General features: G+C 55.1%; 21 protein-coding genes and 9 tRNA genes. 29 read left to right on the forward strand and 1 reads right to left on the reverse strand.

The window, feature by feature from the left end:
* Positions 1–7: 7 nt before the first annotated feature.
* From BQ5462_RS05570 to BQ5462_RS05685, 24 genes are all read left to right on the forward strand, one after another.
* Positions 8–892 (forward strand): M48 family metalloprotease, encoded by an 885-nt coding sequence (locus BQ5462_RS05570; protein ID WP_071142413.1) that lies wholly within the window; start codon positions 8–10, stop codon positions 890–892.
* 163 nt (positions 893–1,055) lie between these two features.
* On the forward strand, positions 1,056–1,535 hold the full coding sequence (locus BQ5462_RS05575) for a CarD family transcriptional regulator (protein WP_071142414.1): 480 nt from the start codon (positions 1,056–1,058) through the stop codon (positions 1,533–1,535).
* Between the two features lie 218 nt (positions 1,536–1,753).
* On the forward strand, positions 1,754–2,863 hold the full coding sequence (locus BQ5462_RS05580; protein WP_071142415.1) for a PIN/TRAM domain-containing protein: 1,110 nt from the start codon (positions 1,754–1,756) through the stop codon (positions 2,861–2,863).
* A 13-nt stretch (positions 2,864–2,876) separates the two neighbouring features.
* Positions 2,877–4,064, forward strand: a complete 1,188-nt coding sequence (gene ispF, locus BQ5462_RS11500) for a 2-C-methyl-D-erythritol 2,4-cyclodiphosphate synthase (protein WP_071142416.1) — start codon at positions 2,877–2,879, stop codon at positions 4,062–4,064.
* Positions 4,065–4,086: 22 nt separating this feature from the next.
* Entirely contained in the window at positions 4,087–5,559 is a 1,473-nt protein-coding gene (gltX, locus tag BQ5462_RS05590) for a glutamate--tRNA ligase (RefSeq protein WP_071142417.1), read from the forward strand.
* 21 nt (positions 5,560–5,580) lie between these two features.
* Positions 5,581–7,026: a cysteine--tRNA ligase gene (cysS, locus tag BQ5462_RS05595; protein WP_071142418.1), complete on the forward strand. Its 1,446-nt coding sequence runs from the start codon at positions 5,581–5,583 to the stop codon at positions 7,024–7,026.
* Positions 7,023–7,493, forward strand: a complete 471-nt coding sequence (locus tag BQ5462_RS05600; RefSeq protein ID WP_071143315.1) for a Mini-ribonuclease 3 — start codon at positions 7,023–7,025, stop codon at positions 7,491–7,493. Before cysS ends, BQ5462_RS05600 begins: the two co-directional genes overlap by 4 nt.
* Positions 7,493–8,194: an FAD-dependent thymidylate synthase gene (gene thyX, locus BQ5462_RS05605; RefSeq protein WP_407923324.1), complete on the forward strand. Its 702-nt coding sequence runs from the start codon at positions 7,493–7,495 to the stop codon at positions 8,192–8,194. Before BQ5462_RS05600 ends, thyX begins: the two co-directional genes overlap by 1 nt.
* A 5-nt stretch (positions 8,195–8,199) precedes the next feature.
* Entirely contained in the window at positions 8,200–8,883 is a 684-nt protein-coding gene (locus BQ5462_RS05610; protein WP_071142420.1) for a hypothetical protein, read from the forward strand.
* Between the two features lie 258 nt (positions 8,884–9,141).
* Positions 9,142–9,218, forward strand: a tRNA-Asp gene (locus BQ5462_RS05615).
* 2 nt (positions 9,219–9,220) lie between these two features.
* Positions 9,221–9,296, forward strand: a tRNA-Phe gene (locus BQ5462_RS05620).
* 8 nt (positions 9,297–9,304) lie between these two features.
* Positions 9,305–9,379 (forward strand) — tRNA-Gly (locus tag BQ5462_RS05625).
* An 8-nt stretch (positions 9,380–9,387) separates the two neighbouring features.
* A tRNA-Cys gene (locus tag BQ5462_RS05630) sits at positions 9,388–9,461 on the forward strand.
* A gap of 152 nt (positions 9,462–9,613) precedes the next feature.
* Positions 9,614–9,690: transfer RNA gene (locus BQ5462_RS05635), tRNA-Asp, on the forward strand.
* Between the two features lie 2 nt (positions 9,691–9,692).
* A tRNA-Phe gene (locus BQ5462_RS05640) sits at positions 9,693–9,768 on the forward strand.
* Between the two features lie 8 nt (positions 9,769–9,776).
* Positions 9,777–9,851, forward strand: a tRNA-Gly gene (locus tag BQ5462_RS05645).
* A gap of 9 nt (positions 9,852–9,860) precedes the next feature.
* Positions 9,861–9,934, forward strand: a tRNA-Cys gene (locus tag BQ5462_RS05650).
* Positions 9,935–9,942: 8 nt separating this feature from the next.
* Positions 9,943–10,031: transfer RNA gene (locus tag BQ5462_RS05655), tRNA-Leu, on the forward strand.
* A 160-nt stretch (positions 10,032–10,191) separates the two neighbouring features.
* Complete coding sequence (gene uraA / locus BQ5462_RS05660; protein ID WP_071142421.1) at positions 10,192–11,460, forward strand: uracil permease; 1,269 nt, start codon at positions 10,192–10,194, stop codon at positions 11,458–11,460.
* A 78-nt stretch (positions 11,461–11,538) separates the two neighbouring features.
* Entirely contained in the window at positions 11,539–13,083 is a 1,545-nt protein-coding gene (gene guaA / locus BQ5462_RS05665; RefSeq protein WP_071142422.1) for a glutamine-hydrolyzing GMP synthase, read from the forward strand.
* A 331-nt stretch (positions 13,084–13,414) separates the two neighbouring features.
* Complete coding sequence (locus tag BQ5462_RS05670; protein WP_071142423.1) at positions 13,415–14,365, forward strand: DUF542 domain-containing protein; 951 nt, start codon at positions 13,415–13,417, stop codon at positions 14,363–14,365.
* A gap of 513 nt (positions 14,366–14,878) precedes the next feature.
* Positions 14,879–15,202, forward strand: coding sequence for an ArsR/SmtB family transcription factor (locus BQ5462_RS05675; protein ID WP_071142424.1), 324 nt, complete (start codon positions 14,879–14,881; stop codon positions 15,200–15,202).
* 2 nt (positions 15,203–15,204) lie between these two features.
* Positions 15,205–15,786, forward strand: coding sequence for a chromate transporter (locus BQ5462_RS05680; RefSeq protein ID WP_071142425.1), 582 nt, complete (start codon positions 15,205–15,207; stop codon positions 15,784–15,786).
* Positions 15,780–16,343 carry a chromate transporter gene (locus BQ5462_RS05685; RefSeq protein ID WP_071142426.1) on the forward strand — a complete coding sequence of 188 codons (564 nt, stop codon included), beginning with the start codon at positions 15,780–15,782 and terminating at the stop codon, positions 16,341–16,343. Before BQ5462_RS05680 ends, BQ5462_RS05685 begins: the two co-directional genes overlap by 7 nt.
* A 371-nt stretch (positions 16,344–16,714) precedes the next feature.
* On the opposite strand, the gene BQ5462_RS05690 is transcribed toward BQ5462_RS05685, so the two are convergent.
* Positions 16,715–17,860 carry a M20 metallopeptidase family protein gene (locus BQ5462_RS05690; protein WP_071142427.1) on the reverse strand — a complete coding sequence of 382 codons (1,146 nt, stop codon included), beginning with the start codon at positions 17,858–17,860 and terminating at the stop codon, positions 16,715–16,717.
* Between the two features lie 101 nt (positions 17,861–17,961).
* On the opposite strand from BQ5462_RS05690, the gene BQ5462_RS05695 reads away from it, so the two are divergent.
* The 5 genes from BQ5462_RS05695 to BQ5462_RS11240 all read left to right on the forward strand — a co-directional run bounded on the left by BQ5462_RS05695 (position 17,962) and on the right by BQ5462_RS11240 (position 22,080).
* On the forward strand, positions 17,962–18,561 hold the full coding sequence (locus tag BQ5462_RS05695) for a hypothetical protein (RefSeq protein WP_071143316.1): 600 nt from the start codon (positions 17,962–17,964) through the stop codon (positions 18,559–18,561).
* 232 nt (positions 18,562–18,793) lie between these two features.
* Positions 18,794–19,588: a RibD family protein gene (locus tag BQ5462_RS05700; protein ID WP_071142428.1), complete on the forward strand. Its 795-nt coding sequence runs from the start codon at positions 18,794–18,796 to the stop codon at positions 19,586–19,588.
* Between the two features lie 79 nt (positions 19,589–19,667).
* Positions 19,668–21,302, forward strand: coding sequence for a spermidine synthase (locus BQ5462_RS05705; RefSeq protein WP_071142429.1), 1,635 nt, complete (start codon positions 19,668–19,670; stop codon positions 21,300–21,302).
* A 193-nt stretch (positions 21,303–21,495) separates the two neighbouring features.
* Positions 21,496–21,828: an ArsR/SmtB family transcription factor gene (locus BQ5462_RS05710; RefSeq protein WP_071142430.1), complete on the forward strand. Its 333-nt coding sequence runs from the start codon at positions 21,496–21,498 to the stop codon at positions 21,826–21,828.
* 111 nt (positions 21,829–21,939) lie between these two features.
* Complete coding sequence (locus BQ5462_RS11240) at positions 21,940–22,080, forward strand: hypothetical protein (RefSeq protein WP_159429675.1); 141 nt, start codon at positions 21,940–21,942, stop codon at positions 22,078–22,080.
* The last annotated feature ends 14 nt before the right edge of the window (positions 22,081–22,094 follow it).

Here is a 22,094-nt window from a genome sequence, read left to right on the forward strand (position 1 = left end):
GAGCGGCGTGAAGACTGTCATCCTGATGGTGGCGTCTTATTTCGTCAATTTCATTCTGCTTTCCGTCTACAGTCCCTTTGCCATGCTGGTGTTCGGTCCTTTCCTGGATCCGGCTGCCCTGCAGCAGCTGAATGACAACCCCGGCTATTCCTACTGGCTCATGAGCTTTTTGATCCTGGTGCCCGGACTCCTGATGCAACTGTCCCCGTTCCAGCGGCTCATGATCTTCTTCAGCGGTTATAAACCTGCGAAAGGGGAATACCGGGCCATGCTGGAACAGGCTCTGCAGCCCATCATCGCGCGGGGCGGTCTGGGGGGAGAAAAATTCCATCTGTATGTGAACCCTGACAAGTCCATCAACGCCTGTGCGTTGGGGGACAACAACATCGTGGTGAATGAGCCCATGTTCCGGTATTTCACCGTGGATGAGCTGTCCGGGGTGCTGGCCCACGAAATGGGGCACCTGCAGAAGGGACACACCTGGAAGCTGCTGCTCCTGTGGGGCATGACCCTGGCCAACCGGGTGGCCTTCTGGTGCTACCGGATGGTCCTGATGATCATCACGGTGCTCCAGTTCATCCCTTTCATCGGGTGGGTCCTGGGGTTCTTTGCTCTGATCATGAATTTCTTCCTGCAGATCGGCAACTGGGTGCTGACGTATCCGCTGATTTTGTTTAACCGGTACTGTGCCCGACAGGATGAATATGCGGCGGATGATTATGCCTGCCACATCGGCCTGGGGCCGGAACTGTACGAAGGTCTGGCCAAAATCGACGACATGTACCACAACCCCCGGCTGAGCTTCTTTGGCCGCATGCTGTCCGATCATCCGGCGACGGATGAAAGGCTCCAGCGGATCCGGGAGTACGTGGAAGAACATCGCACAATGTGAAAAAATCGACTGTCGAAAGACAGCCGATTTTTCTATATCAAACAGTTGACATTGCAATACCAAATGGTTTATAATAATAAAATTTTGACTTTGCTCAATTCCTGTGCTACACTATATATAGTTGTTGATGGTGTATCTACTTTGTATATAAGGAGGACGTAGGATGTTTGCGGTGGGAGATAAGGTGCTGTATCCCATGCATGGGGCAGCCATCATAAAAGATGTGGAACAGAAGCAGATCGACGGACATCCGGTGAATTATTTTGTCCTGAAAATGCTGCTCAGTGACATGAAAGTCATGATCCCGGAAGTGAATGTGGATAAAATCGGCCTGCGTCCCATTGTGAACAAAGCCATCCTGCCCAGGGTTGAAGAAGTGCTGAAAGCACGTCCTGAAAACAAAATGAAACGGATCACCTGGAACCGCCGCTACAATATGTATGTGGACAAGATGAAGACCGGGGACATTTTCGAGGTGGCGGATGTGGTACGCACCCTGGCTGTCCAGGAAACGGAAAAGAAACTGTCCGCCGGTGAGCGGCGCCTGCTGACCACGGCCAAGCAGATCCTGCTCAGTGAGTTCATGCTGGTGGAAAGCGTGGATGAAGAAAAAAGTGAAGAATGGCTGGACCAGTTCATCTGATCGAAACGCCAAAGAAGGGAGTTGTGAGGTTTTTCACAACTCCCTTACTTCATTCAATCTAGCGCAAGCTGGCTTCCATCGGCTAGTGATTCGTGAAGGGCTATGAAGCCTTTCATAGCCCTTTTTTACAGAAAGTTTAACTTTTTGCCTTATTCCCTTTCCTTTATGGGCGTATTATTGTAAAATGGTTTAAGATATTATGCAAGGAGGTGAAAAACATGGTCGAAAAGATCCTGAAATTCCTGGTGGTCCTGGTCTTTGCAGCCATTGGCTTTTTTCTGATGGAAATCGCCACGCCGCTTTTTTCGGAATTCGTCAGCTCGGATTATCTGAAGGTGGGTTTCCTGGGCATCACACCCCTGAACCTGATCCTGGGCGTAGTAGGGGCCCTGATCTTCGGATACGTTGGACGGGCAGTGTCCCAGCCGCTGATCCGTTCCACGGTACACTTTTCGGAAATCCTGGCCGGACACCTGGCCGATCTGCCCACAGGTGACATCTTTGTCCTGTCCATCGGGGTGATCACCGGTCTGATCGTGGCAACCCTGCTGGGGACGGCATTCTCCCGCATTCCCATCATCGGGCCGTACATTTCTCTGCTGTTCAGCATCATGGGCGCCATCATCGGAGCCAAAGTGGCCCTCAACAAACGCGAGGATATCCAATCTTTTTTCAATCGGGTCTGGTTTGCCCGGGGCAAGGAAAATGCCCGGAAACTGGGATCCCGTCATGTTTCCCGCACTTATAAACTACTGGATACCAGCGTTCTCATCGATGGCCGCATCCTGGAGGTGATCCGTCTGGGGTTCCTGGAAGGGGTCATCGTCATCCCCAAGTTCGTCCTGGAAGAACTGCAGAAGGTGGCCGATTCAGGGGATACCCTGAAGCGGAACCGGGGCCGCAGAGGCCTTGATATCGTCCGGGAGATCCAGGCTGACAGGAATGCCACGGTGGAAATCTCTGAGAAGGACTACGATGATGTGACGGAAGTGGACACGAAGCTGGTCCGTCTGGCCAAGGAGATGGATGGCATCGTGGCCACCAACGACTTCAACCTGAGCAAGGTGGCCGAAATCCAGGGCGTAAAGGTCCTGAATATCAACGACCTGGCCAATGCCCTGAAACAGAGCGTGCTGCCGGGGGAAGAACTGCAGATCTTCCTGGCCAAGGAAGGCAAGGAACCGGGCCAGGCCATCGGGTATCTGGACGACGGCACCATGGTGGTGGTGGAGAGCGGCAAACGCTGCGTGAACTTCACCGTGCCGGTGACGGTCACGTCCGTGCTCCAGACTTCGGCAGGCCGGATGATCTTTGCCAAACTGAAATGAAGGGATTTTGCCAATGGATGACCGTTTATTTTGCATCATCGCCGCCGGAGGTATGGGAAAACGGCTCGGTTTGGGGTATAATAAAAACTATGCCTGTATCGGTGGTGTGCCCATCCTGATCCGGAACCTGAGCCAGGTGGCAAAAGTTCCCGGGATGGTGCAGGCTGTGGTGGTGGTGGCAGCCGGCGAAGAGCCGGAAGCCGAAGCCCTGCTGCGGCAATACCAGGGGGAGAAATTCCCGCACCTGGTGTGGCGTGTCGTGACCGGGGGCAGGGAACGACAGGATTCTGTGGAACGGGGCATTGCGGCACTGCCGGCAGATGCCCGGTGGGTAGCCGTCCATGACGGGGCCCGCCCCTTTGCCACCCCGGATCTTTTTACCCGGGTCTGGCAGGCAGCCAGAGAAACCGGTGCCGCCATTGCGGCTGTGCCCTGTAAGGATACCATTAAAGTAGGAAATTCCCGCCGCCAGGTGGAACGCACCCTGCAGCGGAGCAGACTGTGGGCGGTGCAGACGCCCCAGATCTTTACCGCAGACCAGCTGAGACGGCACGGAGCCTTTGTGGCGCAGAACCATCTGGCTGTCACCGACGATGCCAGCATTGCGGAAGCCATGGGTGTACCGGTGCAGCTGGTGCCCGGTTCCTACGAAAACCAGAAGATCACCACCCCGGAAGACCTGCGATGGGCCCGGGCCCTGGTGGAAGAGAAGGAGGAACGGACCATGGAATTCCGGATCGGTTCCGGTTATGATGTCCACCGGCTGGTGGAAGGGCGAGACCTGATCCTCTGTGGGGTGAAGGTCCCCTGTGAAAAAGGTCTGGACGGCCATTCCGACGCGGATGTGGCACTCCACGCCCTGATGGATGCCCTGCTGGGCGCTGCCGGGCTGGGGGATATCGGCCGGCTGTTCCCGGATACGGATGACCGGTTCCTGGGAGCTGACAGCCGGAAGCTGCTGGCGGTGGTGCTGGAAAAGCTCCGGAAAGAGGGCTGGAAGGTGAACAATGTGGATGTGACAATCATCGCCCAGCGGCCCAAACTGGCGCCCTATGAGCCTGCCATGAGGGAGAACCTGCGAACCGATCTGGGAATCCCTGCCGGTGCCGTCAATGTGAAGGCCACCACCACCGAGAAGCTGGGCTTTACCGGCCGGGGGGAAGGCATCGCGGCGGAAGCCGTGGCCAGTCTGATACGATAAAAACCTTTGGGAGGAAGATATAATGGATAACAAACTGAAAGTACGTTTTGCACCCAGCCCCACGGGGCCGTTCCACATCGGGGGTGCCCGGTCCGCACTGTTCAACTGGCTGCTGGCCCGCAAATACCACGGAACCATGCTGCTGCGGATCGAAGACACCGACCAGGACCGTTCCAAGCCGGAATGGGAAGAAAACATCAAAGCCGCCCTGAAATGGCTGGGGATCGACTGGGATGAAGGAGTGGATGTAGGCGGCCCCAACGGTCCGTACCATCAGATGGAACGGCTGGATATCTACAAGAAATACACCGACAAGCTGCTGGCAGAAGGCAAGGCCTATTACTGCTACTGTACGCCGGAAGAGCTGGAAAAAGAACGGGAAGAGCTGACCGCCCAGGGGAAGATGCCCCGGTACATGGGCAAATGCCGGAACCTGACTCCGGAACAGCGGGCTGCCTATGAGGCAGAAGGCCGTAAGCCTACCATCCGGTTCCGGGTGCCCGAAGGCCAGGACATTGTGGTCCACGATATGGTCCGGGGGGATGTCCATTTCGAATCCGACGGCATCGGTGATTTCGTCATCGTAAAGAGCGACGGGATCCCCACCTATAACTATGCAGTGGTCATCGATGATGCCCTGATGGGAGTCAACTGCGTGATCCGGGCGGAAGAACATCTGTCCAACACTCCGCGGCAGCTGCTGCTGTACGATGCCCTGGGCTTCGAAAAACCCAAGTTCGGCCATATTTCCCTGATCCTGGGACCGGACCACAAGAAGATGAGCAAACGGCACGGCGCCACTTCTGTGGACCAGTACCGTCAGATGGGGTACCTGCCCGATGCCATCGTGAACTTCCTGGCCCTGCTGGGCTGGGCACCCACCACGGACCAGGAAATCTTCTCCCGGGAAGAACTGATCCAGAACTTCTCCATGGACCATGTGGCCAAGAATCCGGCTGTGTTCGACATCAAGAAGCTGAACTGGCTGAATGCCCACTACATGCGCCAGCTCAGCGATGAAGACTATTTCAGCTTCGCCGTACCCTTTATGAAGGAAGCCGGCTACATGACCGGTGAAGAAACCGGCGACAGGCTGGAATGGCTGAAGAAGGTGGTGCTGACCGCCAAGGAACAGGCTGAATTCGGCAAGGAGATCCCTGAAAAAGTGGCCCTGTACTTCTCCGATGACTTCGATTTCGAAACGCCGGAAGCGGAAGCCGTCCTGAAGGAAGAAACGGTGCCCCAGGTCATGGGTCTGTTCCTGGCCAAACTGGCTGCGGCTGAAAACCTGGACCATGCCGGCACCAAGGCCCTGTTCAAGGCCGTACAGAAGGAAACGAAACTGGGCGGCAAGAAAGTCTTCATGCCTGTCCGGGTAGCCCTGACCGGGAACCAGCATGGTCCGGAACTGGCGGAAATGATCCCGCTGATGGGCAAGGACCGGGTGGCCAAACGCATTCGCGGCAGCCTGGCCAAAGCAGGTGTCACCCTGTAAAGAAAAGGAAAGGAGCTTTTTATGAGCATCCGTGTATATAATGATATGACCCGGCAGAAAGAGGAGTTCGTCCCTCTCCATCCGGGCAAGGTGGGAATCTATGTGTGCGGGGTCACGCCCTACAACCATCCCCATATCGGCAACGCCCGTCCCTTTGTGGTGTGGGATGTGATCCGCCGGTTCCTGGAACACGAAGGGTACGATGTGACCTACGTGCAGAACTTCACCGATGTGGACGACAAGATCATCAGAGCCGCCAATACGGAAGGGGTGACCTGGGATGTGATCGCCAACCGGTACATCAAGGCTTATTTCGAAGTCATGGACAAGCTCCATGTGAAACGGGCCCATATCTATCCCCGGGTCTCTGAGCATATCCCTGACATCATCCATACGGTGCAGCAGCTCATTGACAACGGCTACGGCTATGTAGTGGATGGAGACGTATACTACCGGGTGGGAAAATTCTCCCATTACGGCGAATTGTCCGGCCGCAAGCTGGACGATATGATGGCCGGCGCCCGGGTGGAAGTGGACGAACGGAAAGAGAACCCCATGGATTTCGCCCTGTGGAAGAGCGCCAAACCGGGCGAACCTTCCTGGGACAGCCCCTGGGGCAAGGGCCGTCCGGGCTGGCACATCGAATGCTCGACCATGAGCACCAAATACCTGGGACCCACCCTGGATTTCCATGGGGGCGGCAGTGACCTGATCTTCCCACACCATGAAAACGAAATCGCCCAGAGCGAAGGGGCAACAGGGGTCCATCCCTTTGTCCGGTACTGGGTCCACAACGGTTTCATCACCATCAACGAAGAAAAGATGTCCAAATCCCTGGGCAATTTCAAGACGGTCTATGATCTGTTGAAAGAATATGAACCGGAAACCATCCGGTACTTCATCTTGAATACCCATTACCGCAGTCCGCTGGACTTCAGCAAGGAGCGGCTGGAAGAAGCGGGCCGGAGCCTGGAACGGCTGCGGACGGCCCAGAACAACCTGCGGGAGATCCAGCAGGTGATCACCGTAGGTCCGGATGCTGACAGCCTGGCCCTGCGGGACAAGGTGGCTGAAATGCGCAAAGGCTTCTTCAATGCCATGAGCGACGACTTCAACACCTCCCTGGCCATCAGCTTCATCTTTGCCCTGGCCAAGGAAATCAATGTATACCACAACGCCATTATGGGCGGCACCAAAAAGCCCGATGGCAAACTGGTGGAACAGATGGAAAAAGCCTGGAAGGAAATGATCGGGGTCATCGGCATCCTGGAAAATGAACCCCAGGCCAATGCCCAGGGCGGCGCCGTCAGCAACGAGGAAGCTGAAATCGCAGCCAGGATCGAAGAACGGCAGGCAGCGCGCAAAGCCAGAGACTTTGCCAAGGCCGATGCCATCCGGGACGAACTGGCAGCCAGGGGGATCATCCTGGAGGATACGCCCCAGGGAGTGCGGTGGAAAAGAAAGTGAGATTTGAACAGTATCAAAGACGACTGGACCATGTGCTGGCCTCCTGCATCGATGAAAAACCGGTGCAGGATCCCAAACAGGTCCATCCGGTGGAACTGGCCTATATCGGGGATGTGGTGTTCAGCCTGTATGTGCGGCGCCGGCTGTTGCCGGTGAGCAGCCATGTGCAGGTGCTCCACGACCTGGCCGCCCGGATGGTCTCTGCGGTGATGCAGGCCAGGGCCATGGACGCACTGGAAGGGGATCTGACGGAGGAAGAAAGCCGGATTGCCCGCCGGGGACGGAATACCAAGAGCACGGTGCCCAAAAGCGCCAGTGTACGGGAATATCGCCAGGGAACAGCCTTTGAAGCACTGATGGGGTACCTGTACCTCATGGACCAGAAAGAACGGCTCCACCAGCTGATGGACCGTTCTTTTGTGCTGATTCAGCAGGCCATGCTGGCGGAAAGGAACAAAAAGAAATGATGCATGTGAAACTGATCCGCTATACTCCGGATCCGGACCGTACGGTGGCCATGAGCGCCCGGCTCTGTTATTCGCCCATCGGGGCCGAAGAACTGGAGACGAAGCTCAGCGAGAAGGAAGTGGCCAGCCTGGTGCGGCGGCTGGGCCAGATGGGGCACACCTCTACTTTCGAGCATGTAAGCTTCACCTTTGCCATCGAAGGGGTGTCCCGGGTGCTGACCCACCAGCTGGTCCGCCATCGGATCGCCTCCTACAGCCAGCAGAGCCAGCGGTATGTGAAGGAACACAATTTCGAGACCATCCTGCCGCCCACCCTTGCTGCCCGACCGGAATGCAAAAAGCAGTTCCAGGAGCTGTGCGGCAAAATCCAGGATCTGTACAACCAGTGGACGGAAGCAGGAATCCCGGCAGAAGACGCCCGGTACATCCTGCCCAACGCCGCCGAGACCAAGATCGTGGTCACCATGAACGCCCGGAGCCTGCTGCACTTCTTCCAGCTGCGCTGCTGCGCCCGTGCCCAGTGGGAAATCCGGGCTCTGGCCTGGGAGATGCTGCGCCAGGTGAAGGAAGTGGCGCCCATCCTGTTTGAAAAGGCCGGCCCCACCTGCGAAAGCGACCGGGTCTGCCATGAAGGGAAAATGAGCTGCGGCCGGCTGGAGAAGCTGCTGGCACAGGATGCGGCCAACGCGAAGAAGGACTGACTGCCATGGGCTATCCATCCATTACAGAAATCCAGGAGGAGACCAAAAGCTGGGATTTCATCGACCAGCTGCCCGAACAGGTGGGCCAGTTCACCCGGAAACGGGTGGGAACCATCGACGGCCAGGTCCTGACCATCTGCCGGTATGAGGCACCGGCCCTGCGGGCCAGTCTGGACATTACCTATTCCTCGGAGACCTTTGACTACATCCTGGTCCATACCATGGGCATGAATTCCTACCGGGACATCCGGTTCATCTATAAGGAAAAGGATATCTTCGCCCGGAAGGTGCAGAGCTACCTGCCCCACATCCTGGATGCCATGGAGCATCCCAGGAAGGTGAACCTGGGAGAAATGGTGGAGGAAAAGGGCATCCTCACCTGGGACTATGGCAACCACCTGCCGGAAAAAATCGGCCCCTTCCAGCTGTACATTAAGCCCGCCGATGCCATTGAGCACATCAACGGGTCCATCATTGTGATCGACTATTCCAACTTTGTACGGAAGGACCAGCTGATCATCATGTACAACCGGCTGCGGGACGAATTTTTCGGGGAAGTGAAGATCAACTCGGTATTCCACGCCTCCATGGATTTTGACAGCAAAAACCTGAAGGAACTGGAACAGAGACTGGAAGATCACCTGGAATCCACCCTGAAGTGGGTGGACACCACGGATCATACCATTTGAAAAAGGCTGCTTTCAGGCAGCCTTTTTCAGTGGCTGGTGGGTAGTGACTAGTGGGTAGTGACTAGTGACTAGTGACTGGTTCCCTTCGGCGTCATATCGTACGGCCGACGACCGGTCGACCAAATGACTCAGTCCTAACCTTAACCACTAACCACTAACCACTAACCACTAACCACTAACCACTGCAAAAATGTCCTTGACATTTTTGCTCTTGTATCGTATACTAACAAAGTCGGCGCTTGAAGAAGACGCCGCAACGGCCCAGTAGTTCAGTTGGTTAGAATGCCGCCCTGTCACGGCGGAGATCGTCGGTTCGAGTCCGTCCTGGGTCGCCAATGCCTCGGTAGCTCAGTTGGTAGAGCAAAGGACTGAAAATCCTTGTGTCCGCAGTTCGATTCTGCGCTGAGGCACCATTCTTCATGCGGAAGTAGCTCAGTGGTAGAGCATCACCTTGCCAAGGTGGGGGTCGCGAGTTCGAATCTCGTTTTCCGCTCCATTTTTTATGGCGACGTAGCCAAGCGGTAAGGCAGAGGTCTGCAAAACCTTTATCCCCAGTTCGATTCTGGGCGTCGCCTCCAAATGAAATGCAGGGAACTGTGAGCAATCACAGTTCCCTTTTTGTTATCACTAACCACTAATCACCAACCACTACAAAAATGTCCTTGACATTTTTGCCCTCATATCGTATACTAATCAAGTCGACAGCGCAGGAATGTGTTGTCACTGGTATGGCCCAGTAGTTCAGTTGGTTAGAATGCCGCCCTGTCACGGCGGAGATCGTCGGTTCGAGTCCGTCCTGGGTCGCCAATGCCTCGGTAGCTCAGTTGGTAGAGCAAAGGACTGAAAATCCTTGTGTCCGCAGTTCGATTCTGCGCTGAGGCACCATTCTTCATGCGGAAGTAGCTCAGTGGTAGAGCATCACCTTGCCAAGGTGGGGGTCGCGAGTTCGAATCTCGTTTTCCGCTCCATTTTCATATGGCGACGTAGCCAAGCGGTAAGGCAGAGGTCTGCAAAACCTTTATCCCCAGTTCGATTCTGGGCGTCGCCTCCAATTTTTTCGCCGAGGTGGCGGAACTGGCAGACGCAAGGGACTTAAAATCCCTCGGAGGGTGACCTCCGTACCGGTTCGATTCCGGTCCCCGGCACCAGGAAATTCAGAGACTTCACAGGGTGTGAGGTCTCTTTTTTGTTGCCGGTGAAAGGGGAATCCCTGCGGCCCGGTGTCGGTGATGGACGCAAAAATCCATTTTTGCGTCCAAATTTTTATGATAAAATAGAAAGGTAAAATGAATCCAAAGGAGTACTTATATGGAAGAACGACGTATCATCCAGGTAGAAGAAAAACTGCCCATTGCTGAAACCATCCCTCTGAGCCTGCAGCACCTGTTTGCCATGTTCGGTTCCACGGTGCTGGTGCCCTTCCTGCTGAAGGTGGACCCCTCCACGGCCCTGTTCATGAACGGGGTGGGGACCCTGCTGTACCTGACCATCTGCAAATGGCGGCTGCCGGCCTATCTGGGCTCCAGCTTTGCCTTCATCTCTCCGGTGCTGGCCGTGTGTGCCACGCCGGGCATGAGTTACGGGGATGCCCAGGGCGGGTTCATCGCCTTCGGGCTCTGCTTCATCCTCATCGGTCTCATGGTCAGGAAAATCGGGACGAAATGGATCGATGTGCTGTTCCCGCCGGCGGCCATGGGTTCCATCGTGGCCATCATCGGACTGGAACTGGCACCGCTGGCCCTCAATATGAGCGGCTTCATGGATCCGGTGAAAGGGATGACCAACGCCCAGGCCATGACCATCTCCATGGTCACCCTGATCGTCACCATCCTGGCCAACGTGGTGGGGAAGGGGTTCATCGCCATCATCCCCATCCTGATCGGTGTGGTGAGCGGCTACGTGCTCAGCTATTTCATGGGCGTGGTGGATTTTTCCCCGGTGGCCAGTGCGGCCTGGTTCTCCTTCCCTACTTTCTATAAGCCGGAATTCAATCTTTCCGCCATCATGATGATCCTGCCGGCGTTGTTCGTGGTGCTGGCAGAACACCTGGGGCACCTGTTCGTCACCAGCGATATTGTGGGCCGCGACCTGATCAGGGATCCGGGTCTCCATCGCTCTCTGATGGCCGACGGTCTGTCCAACGTCCTGTCCGGGCTGCTGGGCTCCACCCCCAACACCACCTACGGGGAAAATATGGGGGTCATGGCCATCACCGGGGTGTACAGCACCTGGGTCATCGGCGGGGCGGCTGTCTTCGCCATCCTGTTCTCCTTCATCGGCAAGATCGCGGCCGTGATCCACGGCATCCCCACCCCTGTGATGGGCGGTGTTTGCATTTTATTGTTCGGGTTTATTGCTGCTTCCGGGCTGCGCATGATGGTGGAACGGAAAGTGGACTTCACCCGGCCCAAGAACCTGATCCTTACGGCTGTGACCATGATCAGCGGCCTTTCCGGTGCTGCGGTCCACCTGGGTCCCGTCCAGCTCAAAGGCATGGGCCTGGCCACCGTGGTGGCCATCATCGCCAGCCTGGCCTTCCTGATTTTCGAAAAATTGGGGCTGACAAACGAAAAATAATCGGTTTTCCAATTGAAAGAAACCGTAAGTTATGGTATATTGTATAAAAGTTTACAAACAAGAAAAGGGAGGAAGAGTATGGAGAATTTACAGCATGAGGTCGTCCTGGTAGTCGACTTCGGTGCACAGTACAGCCAGCTGATTGCCAGAAGAGTGCGTGAATGTGGCGTTTATTGCGAAATCATTCCTTACAACTACAGCCTGGACAAGATCAAAGCCAAGAATCCCAAAGCCATCATCCTGTCCGGCGGTCCCAACAGCGTGTATGCCGAGAACACCCCCAGCGTGGATGAGGGTGTGTTCGAACTGGGCATCCCTGTACTGGGCATCTGCTACGGGGATCAGTTCATGACCAAGGCCCTGGGCGGCGTGGTGGCCCATGCCGGCAGCGGTGAATACGGCAAGACCGCTGTGGTCCTGGATACCGAGACCCGTCTGTTCTCCGGTCTGGAAAAGAACAACGTATGCTGGATGAGCCATCAGGACTATGCGGAAAAAGCGCCTGAAGGCTTTACCGTCATCGCCCATACGGACGAATGTCCCATTGCTGCCATGCAGAACGAAGAGAAGAAACTGTATGGCGTGCAGTTCCATCCTGAAGTGATGCATACGCCTTTCGGCAAGCAGATGTTCAGCAATTTCCTGTTCAATATCTGCAACCTGTCCGGCGACTGGACCATGTCTTCCTTCGCCCAGAACAAGATCCGGGAAATCCGTGAAAAAGTGGGCAAGGGCAACGTGCTCTGCGCCATGAGCGGTGGGGTGGATTCCTCTGTGGCGGCTGTGCTGGTCCACAAGGCGGTGGGCAAGCAGCTGACCTGCGTGTTCGTGGACCATGGCCTGCTGCGGAAAGACGAAGGAGACCAGGTGGAACAGGTCTTCAAGCGGGATTTCGATATGAACCTGATCCGGGTCAACGCCCAGGACCGTTTCCTGAGCAAACTGAAAGGTGTCAGCGACCCTGAAAAGAAACGGAAGATCATTGGGGAAGAATTCATCCGGGTCTTTGAAGAAGAATCCAAAAAGATCGGTCATGTGGACTTCCTGGTCCAGGGGACCATCTATCCGGACGTGGTGGAATCGGGCGGTACCGGTACCTCTGCCACCATCAAGAGCCACCACAATGTAGGCGGCCTGCCCAAAGACATGAAACTGGGCCTGATCGAACCCCTGCGGGAACTGTTCAAGGATGAAGTCCGCGCCGTGGGCGAAGAACTGGGCATCCCCTCCGAACTGGTATGGCGCCAGCCCTTCCCGGGCCCCGGCCTGGCCATCCGTGTCCTGGGCGAAGTCACCGAAGAGAAGCTGCACATTGTGCGGGAAGCCGATGCCATCTTCCGGGAAGAAATCGCCAAGGCCGGTCTGGATCGGTCCATCTGGCAGTATTTTGCCTGCCTGCCCAACATCCGCAGTGTGGGTGTCATGGGCGACTTCCGGACCTACAGCAACACCATCGCTCTCCGTGCCGTGAACAGCACCGATGGCATGACTTCCGACTGGTCCCATATCCCGTACCATGTACTGGATATCGTTTCCCGCCGGATCGTCAATGAAGTCCCCGGGGTGAACCGGGTAGTCTATGATATCACCAGCAAGCCGCCGGCGACGATTGAATGGGAGTAATTGTAACGGCTAACGCATAACCCAGGCGCACGATATACGCCCATCTGCTTAGTTGGCTAACGCATAACCCAGACGCGGGATATGCACCCATCTACTTTGTCAGGACGGAGTTTTGACTGTGGCATGTACCATTTAGTACTATGCCCCAGCCAAAACTCCGTCCTTTCGCGTATCTGGGCACATCTCCCGCGTCTGGAAGGAGTCGGGGAAAGAAGGAAGATGTCAGACACGGCCGGAGGCCTACAGATGTCAGATCGTTGTCATACCAACGGACGGAATCCCAGCATTCCGCTATACTTAAACCATCAAACAACTACGGGAGGAATGCTCCATGATTACTGCAAAAAATACTCTGGCGGAAGTGGTACGGGATTATCCCCAAACGATTCCCTTTTTCAATGAACTGCACCTGGATTACTGCTGCGGCGGCGGGATCCCTCTGGAAGAAGCCGTGAAGGGCACCGACCTTGATGCCAACAAAATTGCGGCCGACCTGAATGACTATATTGCGGAACACAATGCCAAACCGGCCAGCCAGAACGATTCTCTGGAACATCTCAAGAGCCTGTCCATCCCTGACATGCTCTCCGACCTGGAAGCCACCCACCATGTGGTGGAACGGAAACTGTGGGCCGAAATCGACACGGACCTGAACAAGATCCTCCTGGTCCATTATGCCCATCATGGTGTGATGCTGACGAAACTGCATCATCTGTTCGGTCTGCTGCGCACCGACCTGGAAGAACACTTCGCCCGGGAAGAAAAACTGGTGTTCCCGCTGATGCGCACCTATCCCCGTCCCAACCTGGAAATCCTGAACCTGGTCCAGAACCTGATCACGGATCACACCCAGGCCGGCGATGTCATCAAAGAAATCGAAGTACTGACCGACCATTTCACGGCTCCGGCCGATGCCTGCCCCACGTTCAAACGGACCTATGCTCTGCTGGAAGAACTGTTCAACGACATCTTTGTCCACATCTTCAAAGAGAACTCCATTGTCTTCCCGGAATATGAAGAAAAAGCAAGCGAAGGGGAACTGGATGCCCAGGTGGAACAATCCCTGCAGCAGGAACAGGGCAGCCGGAACGATGAATGCGGCTACTGTGCCGGGGAAGAAAACGGCGAAGCCAAGAGCCAGGTGCTGTTCGAATGTGGCGACTGTGGTACCCTGTACTGCAACGACTGCGGCGAAACCGGCTGCCCCACCTGTGGCGCTCCCTTCAGCCACGCCCATCCCATCGAGTATTCGGGAAGCAGCTGGAATCCCAATCAAGGCTAACGCATAACCCAGACGCACGATATACGCCCATCTGCTTAGTTGGCTAACGCATAACCCAGACGCGGGATATGCACCCATCTACTTTGTCAGGACGGAGTTTTGACTGTGGCATGTACCATTTAGTACTATGCCCCAGCCAAAACTCCGTCCTTTCGCGTATCTGATCACCTCTTCCGCGTCTGGAAGAAGTCGGGGGGAGAAGAAAGATGTCAGACACGGCCGGAGGCCTACAGATGTCAGAAGTCAGCTTGTTGGTGATGAGCAGATCGGTACTGCATCCAAAGCGAACAAAGCTGAAGTCTGACTTCTGAGAGGCCCGTCAGGGCCGGTCCTGACGTCTTTTCAACTATCTGGCCCCTTCTTGTGTGCAGGGAAGATTTCACGCCAACGCTGTAGAGGCGTGGCGCCGTGACCCGCCCGTCTTTCCATAGTTACACAGAATTAATTTAGTATTTACTTAATTAAATGAAAGCGTTATAATTAAGTAAATACTAAATTAAAGGAAGCGGCGATATGGAACTTGCCTGCATGCTGAAAGCGCTGGGGGAACCCATGCGGCTGAAAATCTATCAGGCCCTTCTGGAACGGAAGCATTGCGTCCGTTCCCTTTCCAAAAAGCTGGGTATTTCAGAATCGGCCATTTCCCAGCACCTCAAGATCATGAAAGAAGCCGGCCTGGTCTATGGAGAAAAATATGGCTATCACATGCATTATCTGCCCTCCCAGGAAGCCATCGATTTTTTGACGGAACAGTTCGAGCAGATGCAGACGGCTTCCCGGACCGTGGATCGGGACAGCAAATCCTGCCAGTGCGAATACCGGAAAAAGGAGGGGTAGCCATGGGGCTGTTGGGAGAGCTGTTCCTCACATTCGCCAAAATCGGTACGTTTACTTTTGGCGGCGGGTATGCCATGATCTCTATGATCGAAGCCAGCTGTGTGGAAGAAAAACAATGGATCACCCAGGACGAAATGCTGGACATTACGGTACTTGCAGAGTCCACACCCGGCCCAATTGCCATAAACTGCGCCACTTTTACCGGATATAAACAGGCAGGCCTTGTGGGGGCCGTCGTTGCCACCCTGGGCATCGTCATTCCACCATTCCTTGTCATATGGCTGGGATACCCCTTTCTGCAGGAACTTCTATCGTGGAAGGTGCTGGCGTCCGCTTTTCAAGGAATCAAGATCGGAGTGGGGCTCCTGATTCTGGATGCGGCCGTCATGATGCTGAAAAAGGGCGCCAAGACAGCGTTGCCACGAACTATCATCTTTGGTTCCTGTTTGGCCATGCTTTGCATCGATAGCTTCGGACTGCCATTTTCCTCCATCCAACTCATGCTCCTGGCCGCGGGAATCAGTCTTGTGGCGTCCGGACTGAAGAAAAAGCGAAGCGGAGAAAGGGGCAAAACAGGATGGTGATTCTCGATTTGTTTTTTGGATTCCTGGAAGTTGGCTGTTTTGCCTTTGGTGGTGCTTATGGCGCCATCCCATTGATCCGGGATGTGGTTTTGTCTCACGGCTGGCTTAACGACGACCTGCTGACCAACATGATTGCCGTCAGTGAAAGCACACCGGGGCCGATTATGATTAATCTGGCAACCTATGTGGGCTATCACAAGGGCGGCTTTTTGGGAGCAGTAGTCGCCACAGCCGCAGTCGTCCTACCTTCGTTCTTTATCATTGTCCTGGTCACCGCGCTGCTTCAGCATTTTCTGGACAACCGGTACATTCAGGGTATCCTCCAAGGCATGAAGCCCTGCGTGGCAGGTATTGTGCTGGCTACAGGCCTTTATATGGTTGCGACCCGGTGTTTCGGCATAGGAGGGGGTCTGAAAGCCGATGTACAGGCTATTCTCGTAACCCTTGCTCTGGTCCTTGTAAAATTTGGCTATCGGCATATTGAGAAAAAGATGCTTTCCCCGGTACGACTGATCCTGGCTTCTGCTGTTTTGGGAATCCTCATCTATGGGATGTAGGAGCGACAGGTGGATCTTTTCTTTTGGGATATACTTTCATGCATTTATCATGTCCGTTTGCTATACTCTCTGCCGCTTCCGTCACGGACCGGGACCGCGGTTGCAGCAGGGTCAGCAGGGAACCCAGAACGAAGCTCCTCAGACACCGGAAAAAGCAGAATAACGATGTAGAAAATCAGGGATTGCCAGCTACTGGCGGTTCCTGATTTTTCTAATTTGCCTTGTGATCTTATATCCTGGCAGAGATTCGGGCTGTTCTTACAACGGATGAATCCCCACCATTTCTTTCGCATATCTGGGCACATCTCCCGCGTCTGGAAGGAGTCAGGGAGAGTGCTGCTGTCAGAACCCACCAATCACTAGTCACTGCCTCACAGCTCCGCCAACCGCAGGAACACCTTTGCCGGCGTCTGCAAAATGTTATCGTTGAAATCATACTGGGGATGATGGGGTGCCGGCCAGGTCTCCCCGTTGCCCACGTAGAACATGGCTCCGGGGCATACCTTCAGATACCATCCGAAATCCTCCGACGGGCGCCAGGGTTTTGCCATGGGAACCAGCTGCAGTCCCAGGTCTCTGGCGGCCCGGCGCACCTTTTCCGCACATTCTTTGTGGTTCACTGTGGCCGGGAACGGGTCTGCCTCAGTGACGGTCCGGCGCAGGCCATATTCCGCTGCCAATTGGTCTGCCTTCCGGCGCAGCCACTGTTCCAGCTCTGCCAGGTCCTTTTCCTCGTCTGCCCGCAGGGTAAAGGATATCTCTCCTTCACCGGGAGAAATGCCAAAATCCTTCCCGCCCACGTTCAGCCCCACCAGGGTGAGCAGCAGGGTCTTTAAGGGATCGGTGGTGACTTTTCTCACCAGGTCCTGGGCGAACAGAGTCAGCTTCGCCAGGGCCGGGGCGGGGTTATTTCCTTCTTCCGGAGTACCGGCGTGGGCCCGTTTGCCTGTGAACCGAAAGGTCAGACCTTTGGAAGCGCACTGGGTCAGGTCATCCCGGACCATGATGGCGTTTTCCGGGTAGCCGCTCAGATTGTGGAAGGCGTACACCTCGCCCAGACCGGCGGCTTCCACGAAATCCGCACAAGACTTGCCGCCTTTGCCCGTTTCTTCGGCAGACTGAAAAATCAGATAGACCGGCCGCAGAATGTTCTCATCTTTTTCCAGCAGCAGGGCCAGCGCCGCCAGAGCGGAGGAGTGTCCGTCGTGGCCGCATTTGTGGGCCACACAGGCTTTTGTAGAACCATAGGGCAGGTCCCGGGCCTCGGGCAGGGGCAGAGCATCCATGTCCGCCCGGAACCCGATGGCGGGTTTCCCGTTCCGCTTTTTCGGTTCATACAGGGCATAGAACCAGCTGCCCCGGTCCACCAGCTGCAAATGGGTATGATGGCAGATGAAATCCATCAGCCGTTTTTTTGTTTCCTGCTCCTCACCGGACAGTTCCGGATGGGCATGGAGGGTGTGGCGAAGCTCCAGTATGGCTTCCCAGTCGGACTGGGAGAAAAGAGTCGTATCCATAGGTCATATTGCTCCTTTTTATTTCGTTTCCCTCCTATCTTACTACAAATCGTCGAAAATATGGTAAACTGATAGGAATATTGGAAAAGGGCGGTGATTCCATGCGGAAGGAACTTCCGTATTTTCGTGTAGAAGGGGCCTTTGGTGGCAGCCAGGACTGGTTCACCCAGGATCGCTGGATGAAACGGGGCGGCTGTGCGGCCATTACGGCCACCGACTGCAGTCTGTACTTTTCGTTATACAAAGGAAGAAAGGCAGCCTGTCCCCAGGCGCTGCCGGAGCTCTCCAAAAAAGAATATATATCCCTGGGCATGGAGATGAAACCCTACCTGCGGCCCCGGTTTGGCGGTATCGACCGGCTGGAAATCTACCAGGAAGGGTTTGGCAAATATCTTCAGGAGCGGGGCGTCAACGACATCAGGCTGGATGCCTGGGACGGAGCCAAATCCTATGAAGCGACCCTGGAAGTGGTGAAACAGCAGCTGGATGCGGGGTGGCCCATTCCCGTGCTCACCCTGAAGCACCGGAATCCGACCTTCTATGATTATGTATGGCACTGGTACCTGCTCACCGGCTACGATTGCTTCGAGGATGTATGTGCCGTAAAGGTCACCACATACGGCACCTGGCGGTGGCTGGATCTGCAAGGGTTGTGGCAGACGGGGTATAGAAGAAGGGGTGGGCTCATTCTCTTCCGATAACCCAGACGCGGGATATGCACCCATCTACTTTGTCAGAGAGAATTTTGGAACGCGGCATGTACTATCTGATTTATTTCTGGTCCAACGAAAACAATGCTGCTGGGCAAGGAAAGCCCTGCAGCTGGTATAGCCATTCTGTATGATGGATCTTAGATAAAAAGCATTGGTCAAATCCTGTTTTTTTCGATATAGTAAACTGTGCAAAATACAACTCTGAAGGAGACGATGCGCAATGGATAAACCATTTATTTTCTGTCATATGGAAATTTCACCGGATGGGAAAATCATGGGTAAGTATCTGTGGCTGCCCTCCACCAGTGAGGATCCGGACAGCTTCAGCACCCTCGTGAATGGACCGGATGCCAAATACCACTATCAGGCCATGCTTAACGGACGTACGACGATCGACGATAATTTCACTTTTTATGCCAAACCGGAACTGGATGAAAACGCGCCTCAGGTCCCGGCCGGCGACTACCTGGCGGAAGGCGTTTCTCTGGGCCAGTTCCTGCTGGCGGTGGATGGACACGGCAAACTGGCCTGGCAGGAAAACTTCAATGAATACGACGGCGTCAAGAGCCATATTGTGGAAATCCTCACGGAAGCAGCTTCCAACAGTTACAAGGCGTTCCTGCGTAAAAAGGGCATCAGCTATCTGATTTGCGGTAAGGACAGTGTAGACCTGCCGCTGCTCTGCGCTAAGATCAAGAATGTCCTGCATGTGGATTCCGTGATGCTTGGGGGCGGTGCCGTCCTCAACTGGAGCATGGTGCAGGCCGGGCTGGTGGACGAACTGAGCCTGGTCATGGCACCCGCTGCGGATGGCAGCACGGAAACCCAGACCCTTTTTATGGCCAAACCAGGCATCACCACCGACCAACCGGTCCTGTTCAAACCGCTGGAAGTGAAAATCATGCCGGATGATGCCATCTGGATCCGTTATCAGGTGGGTAAAAAGGTGGACTTTGATTTCGAAAGCGATCCGGAATTCAAAGAAACCATGGAGATGATCCGCTCTCATAGATAGAGACCAGTGCATGATTTGAGGATTTTACTTTTCAGTTGTTCCACAATTCCCTTATCAGACATATATGGGGGGAACCATAATGGGTACTGTTCAATCACCGGCCGCCACGACGGGTGGCCGGCGGCTCTTACAAAATCAATACTACCTGTATCTCACGGAATTCTTTGCGGGGATGGCGGTCATGGCTGTGGAAATCGGAGCCCAGCGCCTGATTTCCCCGTATTTTTCCTCATCCCAGGTGGTCTGGACCATCATCATCGGTATGATCATGATCGCCATGGCGGGAGGCAATGTGTATGGCGGCAAAACAGCGGACAAAGATCCCAACCCGGACAAACTGTACGGGCGGATCCTGTTTTCATCCATCTGGCTGGCCCTGATCCCCTTCCTGGGGAAGTACATCATTGTGGGCATCTCGGCGGTGGGGATTTTTTTCGTAAAGGCCAACTACCTGATCATTGCGGCCATTGTCACCTGTCTGCTGCTTTTTGTGTTCCCCCTGTTCCTGCTGGGAACGGTGACGCCCTCCCTGGCCAAATACACCATGGATTCCCTTTCCGACAACGGGAAAATCGTGGGGACCCTGGGGGCCATGAACACCATCGGCAGCATCCTGGGGACATTCCTGCCCACCTTTGTGACCATCCCGGCCATAGGGACGAATCTCACGTTCCTGATTTTCTCCGGCATCCTGCTGGTGCTGTCCGCGGTGTACTTCTTCAGCAACGGAAAGAGGCTGCGTAAAGTCGGGGCTGCGGCCATCCTCTTTGTGGCCGCCTGCCTGTTGGGGTACAAAACGGATTTCGCCTTCTGGGAATCCCGTGAGGAGCTTTTGTACGAGGGAGAGTCGGTGTACAATTACCTGCGGGTCCAGGACAGCCTGAAGCGGACCGTCCTTTCCACCAATGTGCTGTTCGGGGTCCAATCGGTGCTGGAAAAAAGCGATGGCCTGACGGGCATATACTACGACTATGCCCTGGCGGCTCCGTTCCTGACCAAAAGTGGTACGCAAAAAGCCCAGGATGTGCTGATCCTGGGCATGGGGTCGGGTACATATGCCCGGCAGTTGCTGCGGTACCTGCCGGGGACGAAGGTGGCCGGGGTGGAAATCGACCGGAAAATCACGGACCTGGCCCACCAGTATTTCCAGCTGCCGGCACAGGTGCCGGTGACGGAGTATGACGGCCGGGCCTACCTCAACGAGGACCCGCAGAAATATGATGTGATCATGGTGGATGCCTACCAGGACATCACCATCCCGTTCCAGATGTCCTCGGTGGAATTCTTTCAGAGCGTGCGGCAGCACCTGAAACCCGGCGGTGTCATGGTGGTGAACCTGAACATGCACGGCACGGAGCAGGGGGGCATCGCGGACTGGCTGGCAGACACGGTGGCCGGCGTGTTCCCGGAGGTCATGACCATCGACGTACCGGGGAACACCAACCGGGAGTTGTTTGCCGGGGAACGGGGCCTGAAGGCCAGCCTGGCTCAGAACAGCCAACCCGTCCGGGATCCCCAGCTTGCAGACCTGCTGGCGACCATCGGGAATCGGGCCGTCCTGTACCATTCCGGCGGCCGGAAGTTCACCGATGACAAGGCGCCGGTGGAGTTGCTGGGGATGCAGGAGCTGGACGGGCTGATCAGGCAGGAGGCGGAAAGATATAAGGAAATTTACCGGAAAGAGGGAATTGAGGGGGTACTCCAGGATCTGTAAAATAACCCAGATGCGGGATATGCACCCATCTACTTTGTCAGGACGGAGTTTTGACTGAGGCATGTACCAATATGTACTATGCCCCAGCCAAAACTCCGTTTTTTCGGGTATCTGGACACGTCTCGTGTGCCTGGAAAGAAAAATGAAGAAAAAAGCTATTGACATATCGAGAAAAATAGATATAATAAGAACCATGAAGAACATCAATAACACCAACATCGTGGATATTTTCAAGGCGTTGTCCAACGAAACCCGACTGAATATCCTGCAATGGCTGAAGGATCCGGAACATTGTTTCCCTCCGCAGGGAACCCATATGCCGGAAGGAGAGTCGTTTGCCAATTGCGCCTGCGTAGGATCCATTTGCGACAAGGCAGGAGTATCCCAGTCGACCATTTCCAATTACCTGGATATGCTGCAGCGGGTGGATTTGCTGGAATCCCGCCGCTATGGCAAGTGGACGTATTACCGTCGGAATGAAGAAACCATCCAGCAACTGGCTCGATTCATCGGCCGGGAATTATAACCGTCAACCCCTTTTTCTCAAGAAACCAACTGCGGCAGGCTCTGCCTGCCCTTTTCTTGGGGATATCATATCGATAATATTAGAAATATAAATATGAAAGAGGCGATCATCATGAAACTCACCGAACCTCTGGAGCAGGGACTGCTCCATTGGAAGACCCGGTTGGTATTCCCGCCCCTGGCGTCCCAAACGTCCATCCAGGGCGTGCCTGGGCCGGGCCCTGCTGCAGGATTCCCAATGGGCAACCATTGATGATAGAAAATCAC

The sequence above is a fragment of the Acidaminococcus timonensis genome (genome assembly GCF_900106585.1).
GTDB lineage: Bacteria > Bacillota > Negativicutes > Acidaminococcales > Acidaminococcaceae > Acidaminococcus > Acidaminococcus timonensis.

Bases quoted from the DNA above. Each gene is read 5' to 3' on its own strand.
- cysS (WP_071142418.1), top strand. From the start codon at position 5,581: ATGAGCATCCGTGTATATAATGATATGACCCGGCAGAAAGAGGAGTTC.
- BQ5462_RS05695 (WP_071143316.1), top strand. From the start codon at position 17,962: ATGCGGAAGGAACTTCCGTATTTTCGTGTAGAAGGGGCCTTTGGTGGC.
- gltX (WP_071142417.1), top strand. From the start codon at position 4,087: ATGGATAACAAACTGAAAGTACGTTTTGCACCCAGCCCCACGGGGCCG.
- thyX (WP_407923324.1), top strand. From the start codon at position 7,493: ATGCATGTGAAACTGATCCGCTATACTCCGGATCCGGACCGTACGGTG.
- BQ5462_RS05705 (WP_071142429.1), top strand. From the start codon at position 19,668: ATGGGTACTGTTCAATCACCGGCCGCCACGACGGGTGGCCGGCGGCTC.
- BQ5462_RS05685 (WP_071142426.1), top strand. From the start codon at position 15,780: ATGGTGATTCTCGATTTGTTTTTTGGATTCCTGGAAGTTGGCTGTTTT.
- BQ5462_RS05710 (WP_071142430.1), top strand. From the start codon at position 21,496: ATGAAGAACATCAATAACACCAACATCGTGGATATTTTCAAGGCGTTG.
- guaA (WP_071142422.1), top strand. From the start codon at position 11,539: ATGGAGAATTTACAGCATGAGGTCGTCCTGGTAGTCGACTTCGGTGCA.
- BQ5462_RS05690 (WP_071142427.1), bottom strand. From the start codon at position 17,860: ATGGATACGACTCTTTTCTCCCAGTCCGACTGGGAAGCCATACTGGAG.
- BQ5462_RS05680 (WP_071142425.1), top strand. From the start codon at position 15,205: ATGGGGCTGTTGGGAGAGCTGTTCCTCACATTCGCCAAAATCGGTACG.
- BQ5462_RS11240 (WP_159429675.1), top strand. From the start codon at position 21,940: ATGAAACTCACCGAACCTCTGGAGCAGGGACTGCTCCATTGGAAGACC.
- BQ5462_RS05700 (WP_071142428.1), top strand. From the start codon at position 18,794: ATGGATAAACCATTTATTTTCTGTCATATGGAAATTTCACCGGATGGG.
- BQ5462_RS05670 (WP_071142423.1), top strand. From the start codon at position 13,415: ATGATTACTGCAAAAAATACTCTGGCGGAAGTGGTACGGGATTATCCC.
- uraA (WP_071142421.1), top strand. From the start codon at position 10,192: ATGGAAGAACGACGTATCATCCAGGTAGAAGAAAAACTGCCCATTGCT.
- BQ5462_RS05580 (WP_071142415.1), top strand. From the start codon at position 1,754: ATGGTCGAAAAGATCCTGAAATTCCTGGTGGTCCTGGTCTTTGCAGCC.
- ispF (WP_071142416.1), top strand. From the start codon at position 2,877: ATGGATGACCGTTTATTTTGCATCATCGCCGCCGGAGGTATGGGAAAA.
- BQ5462_RS05610 (WP_071142420.1), top strand. From the start codon at position 8,200: ATGGGCTATCCATCCATTACAGAAATCCAGGAGGAGACCAAAAGCTGG.
- BQ5462_RS05575 (WP_071142414.1), top strand. From the start codon at position 1,056: ATGTTTGCGGTGGGAGATAAGGTGCTGTATCCCATGCATGGGGCAGCC.
- BQ5462_RS05675 (WP_071142424.1), top strand. From the start codon at position 14,879: ATGGAACTTGCCTGCATGCTGAAAGCGCTGGGGGAACCCATGCGGCTG.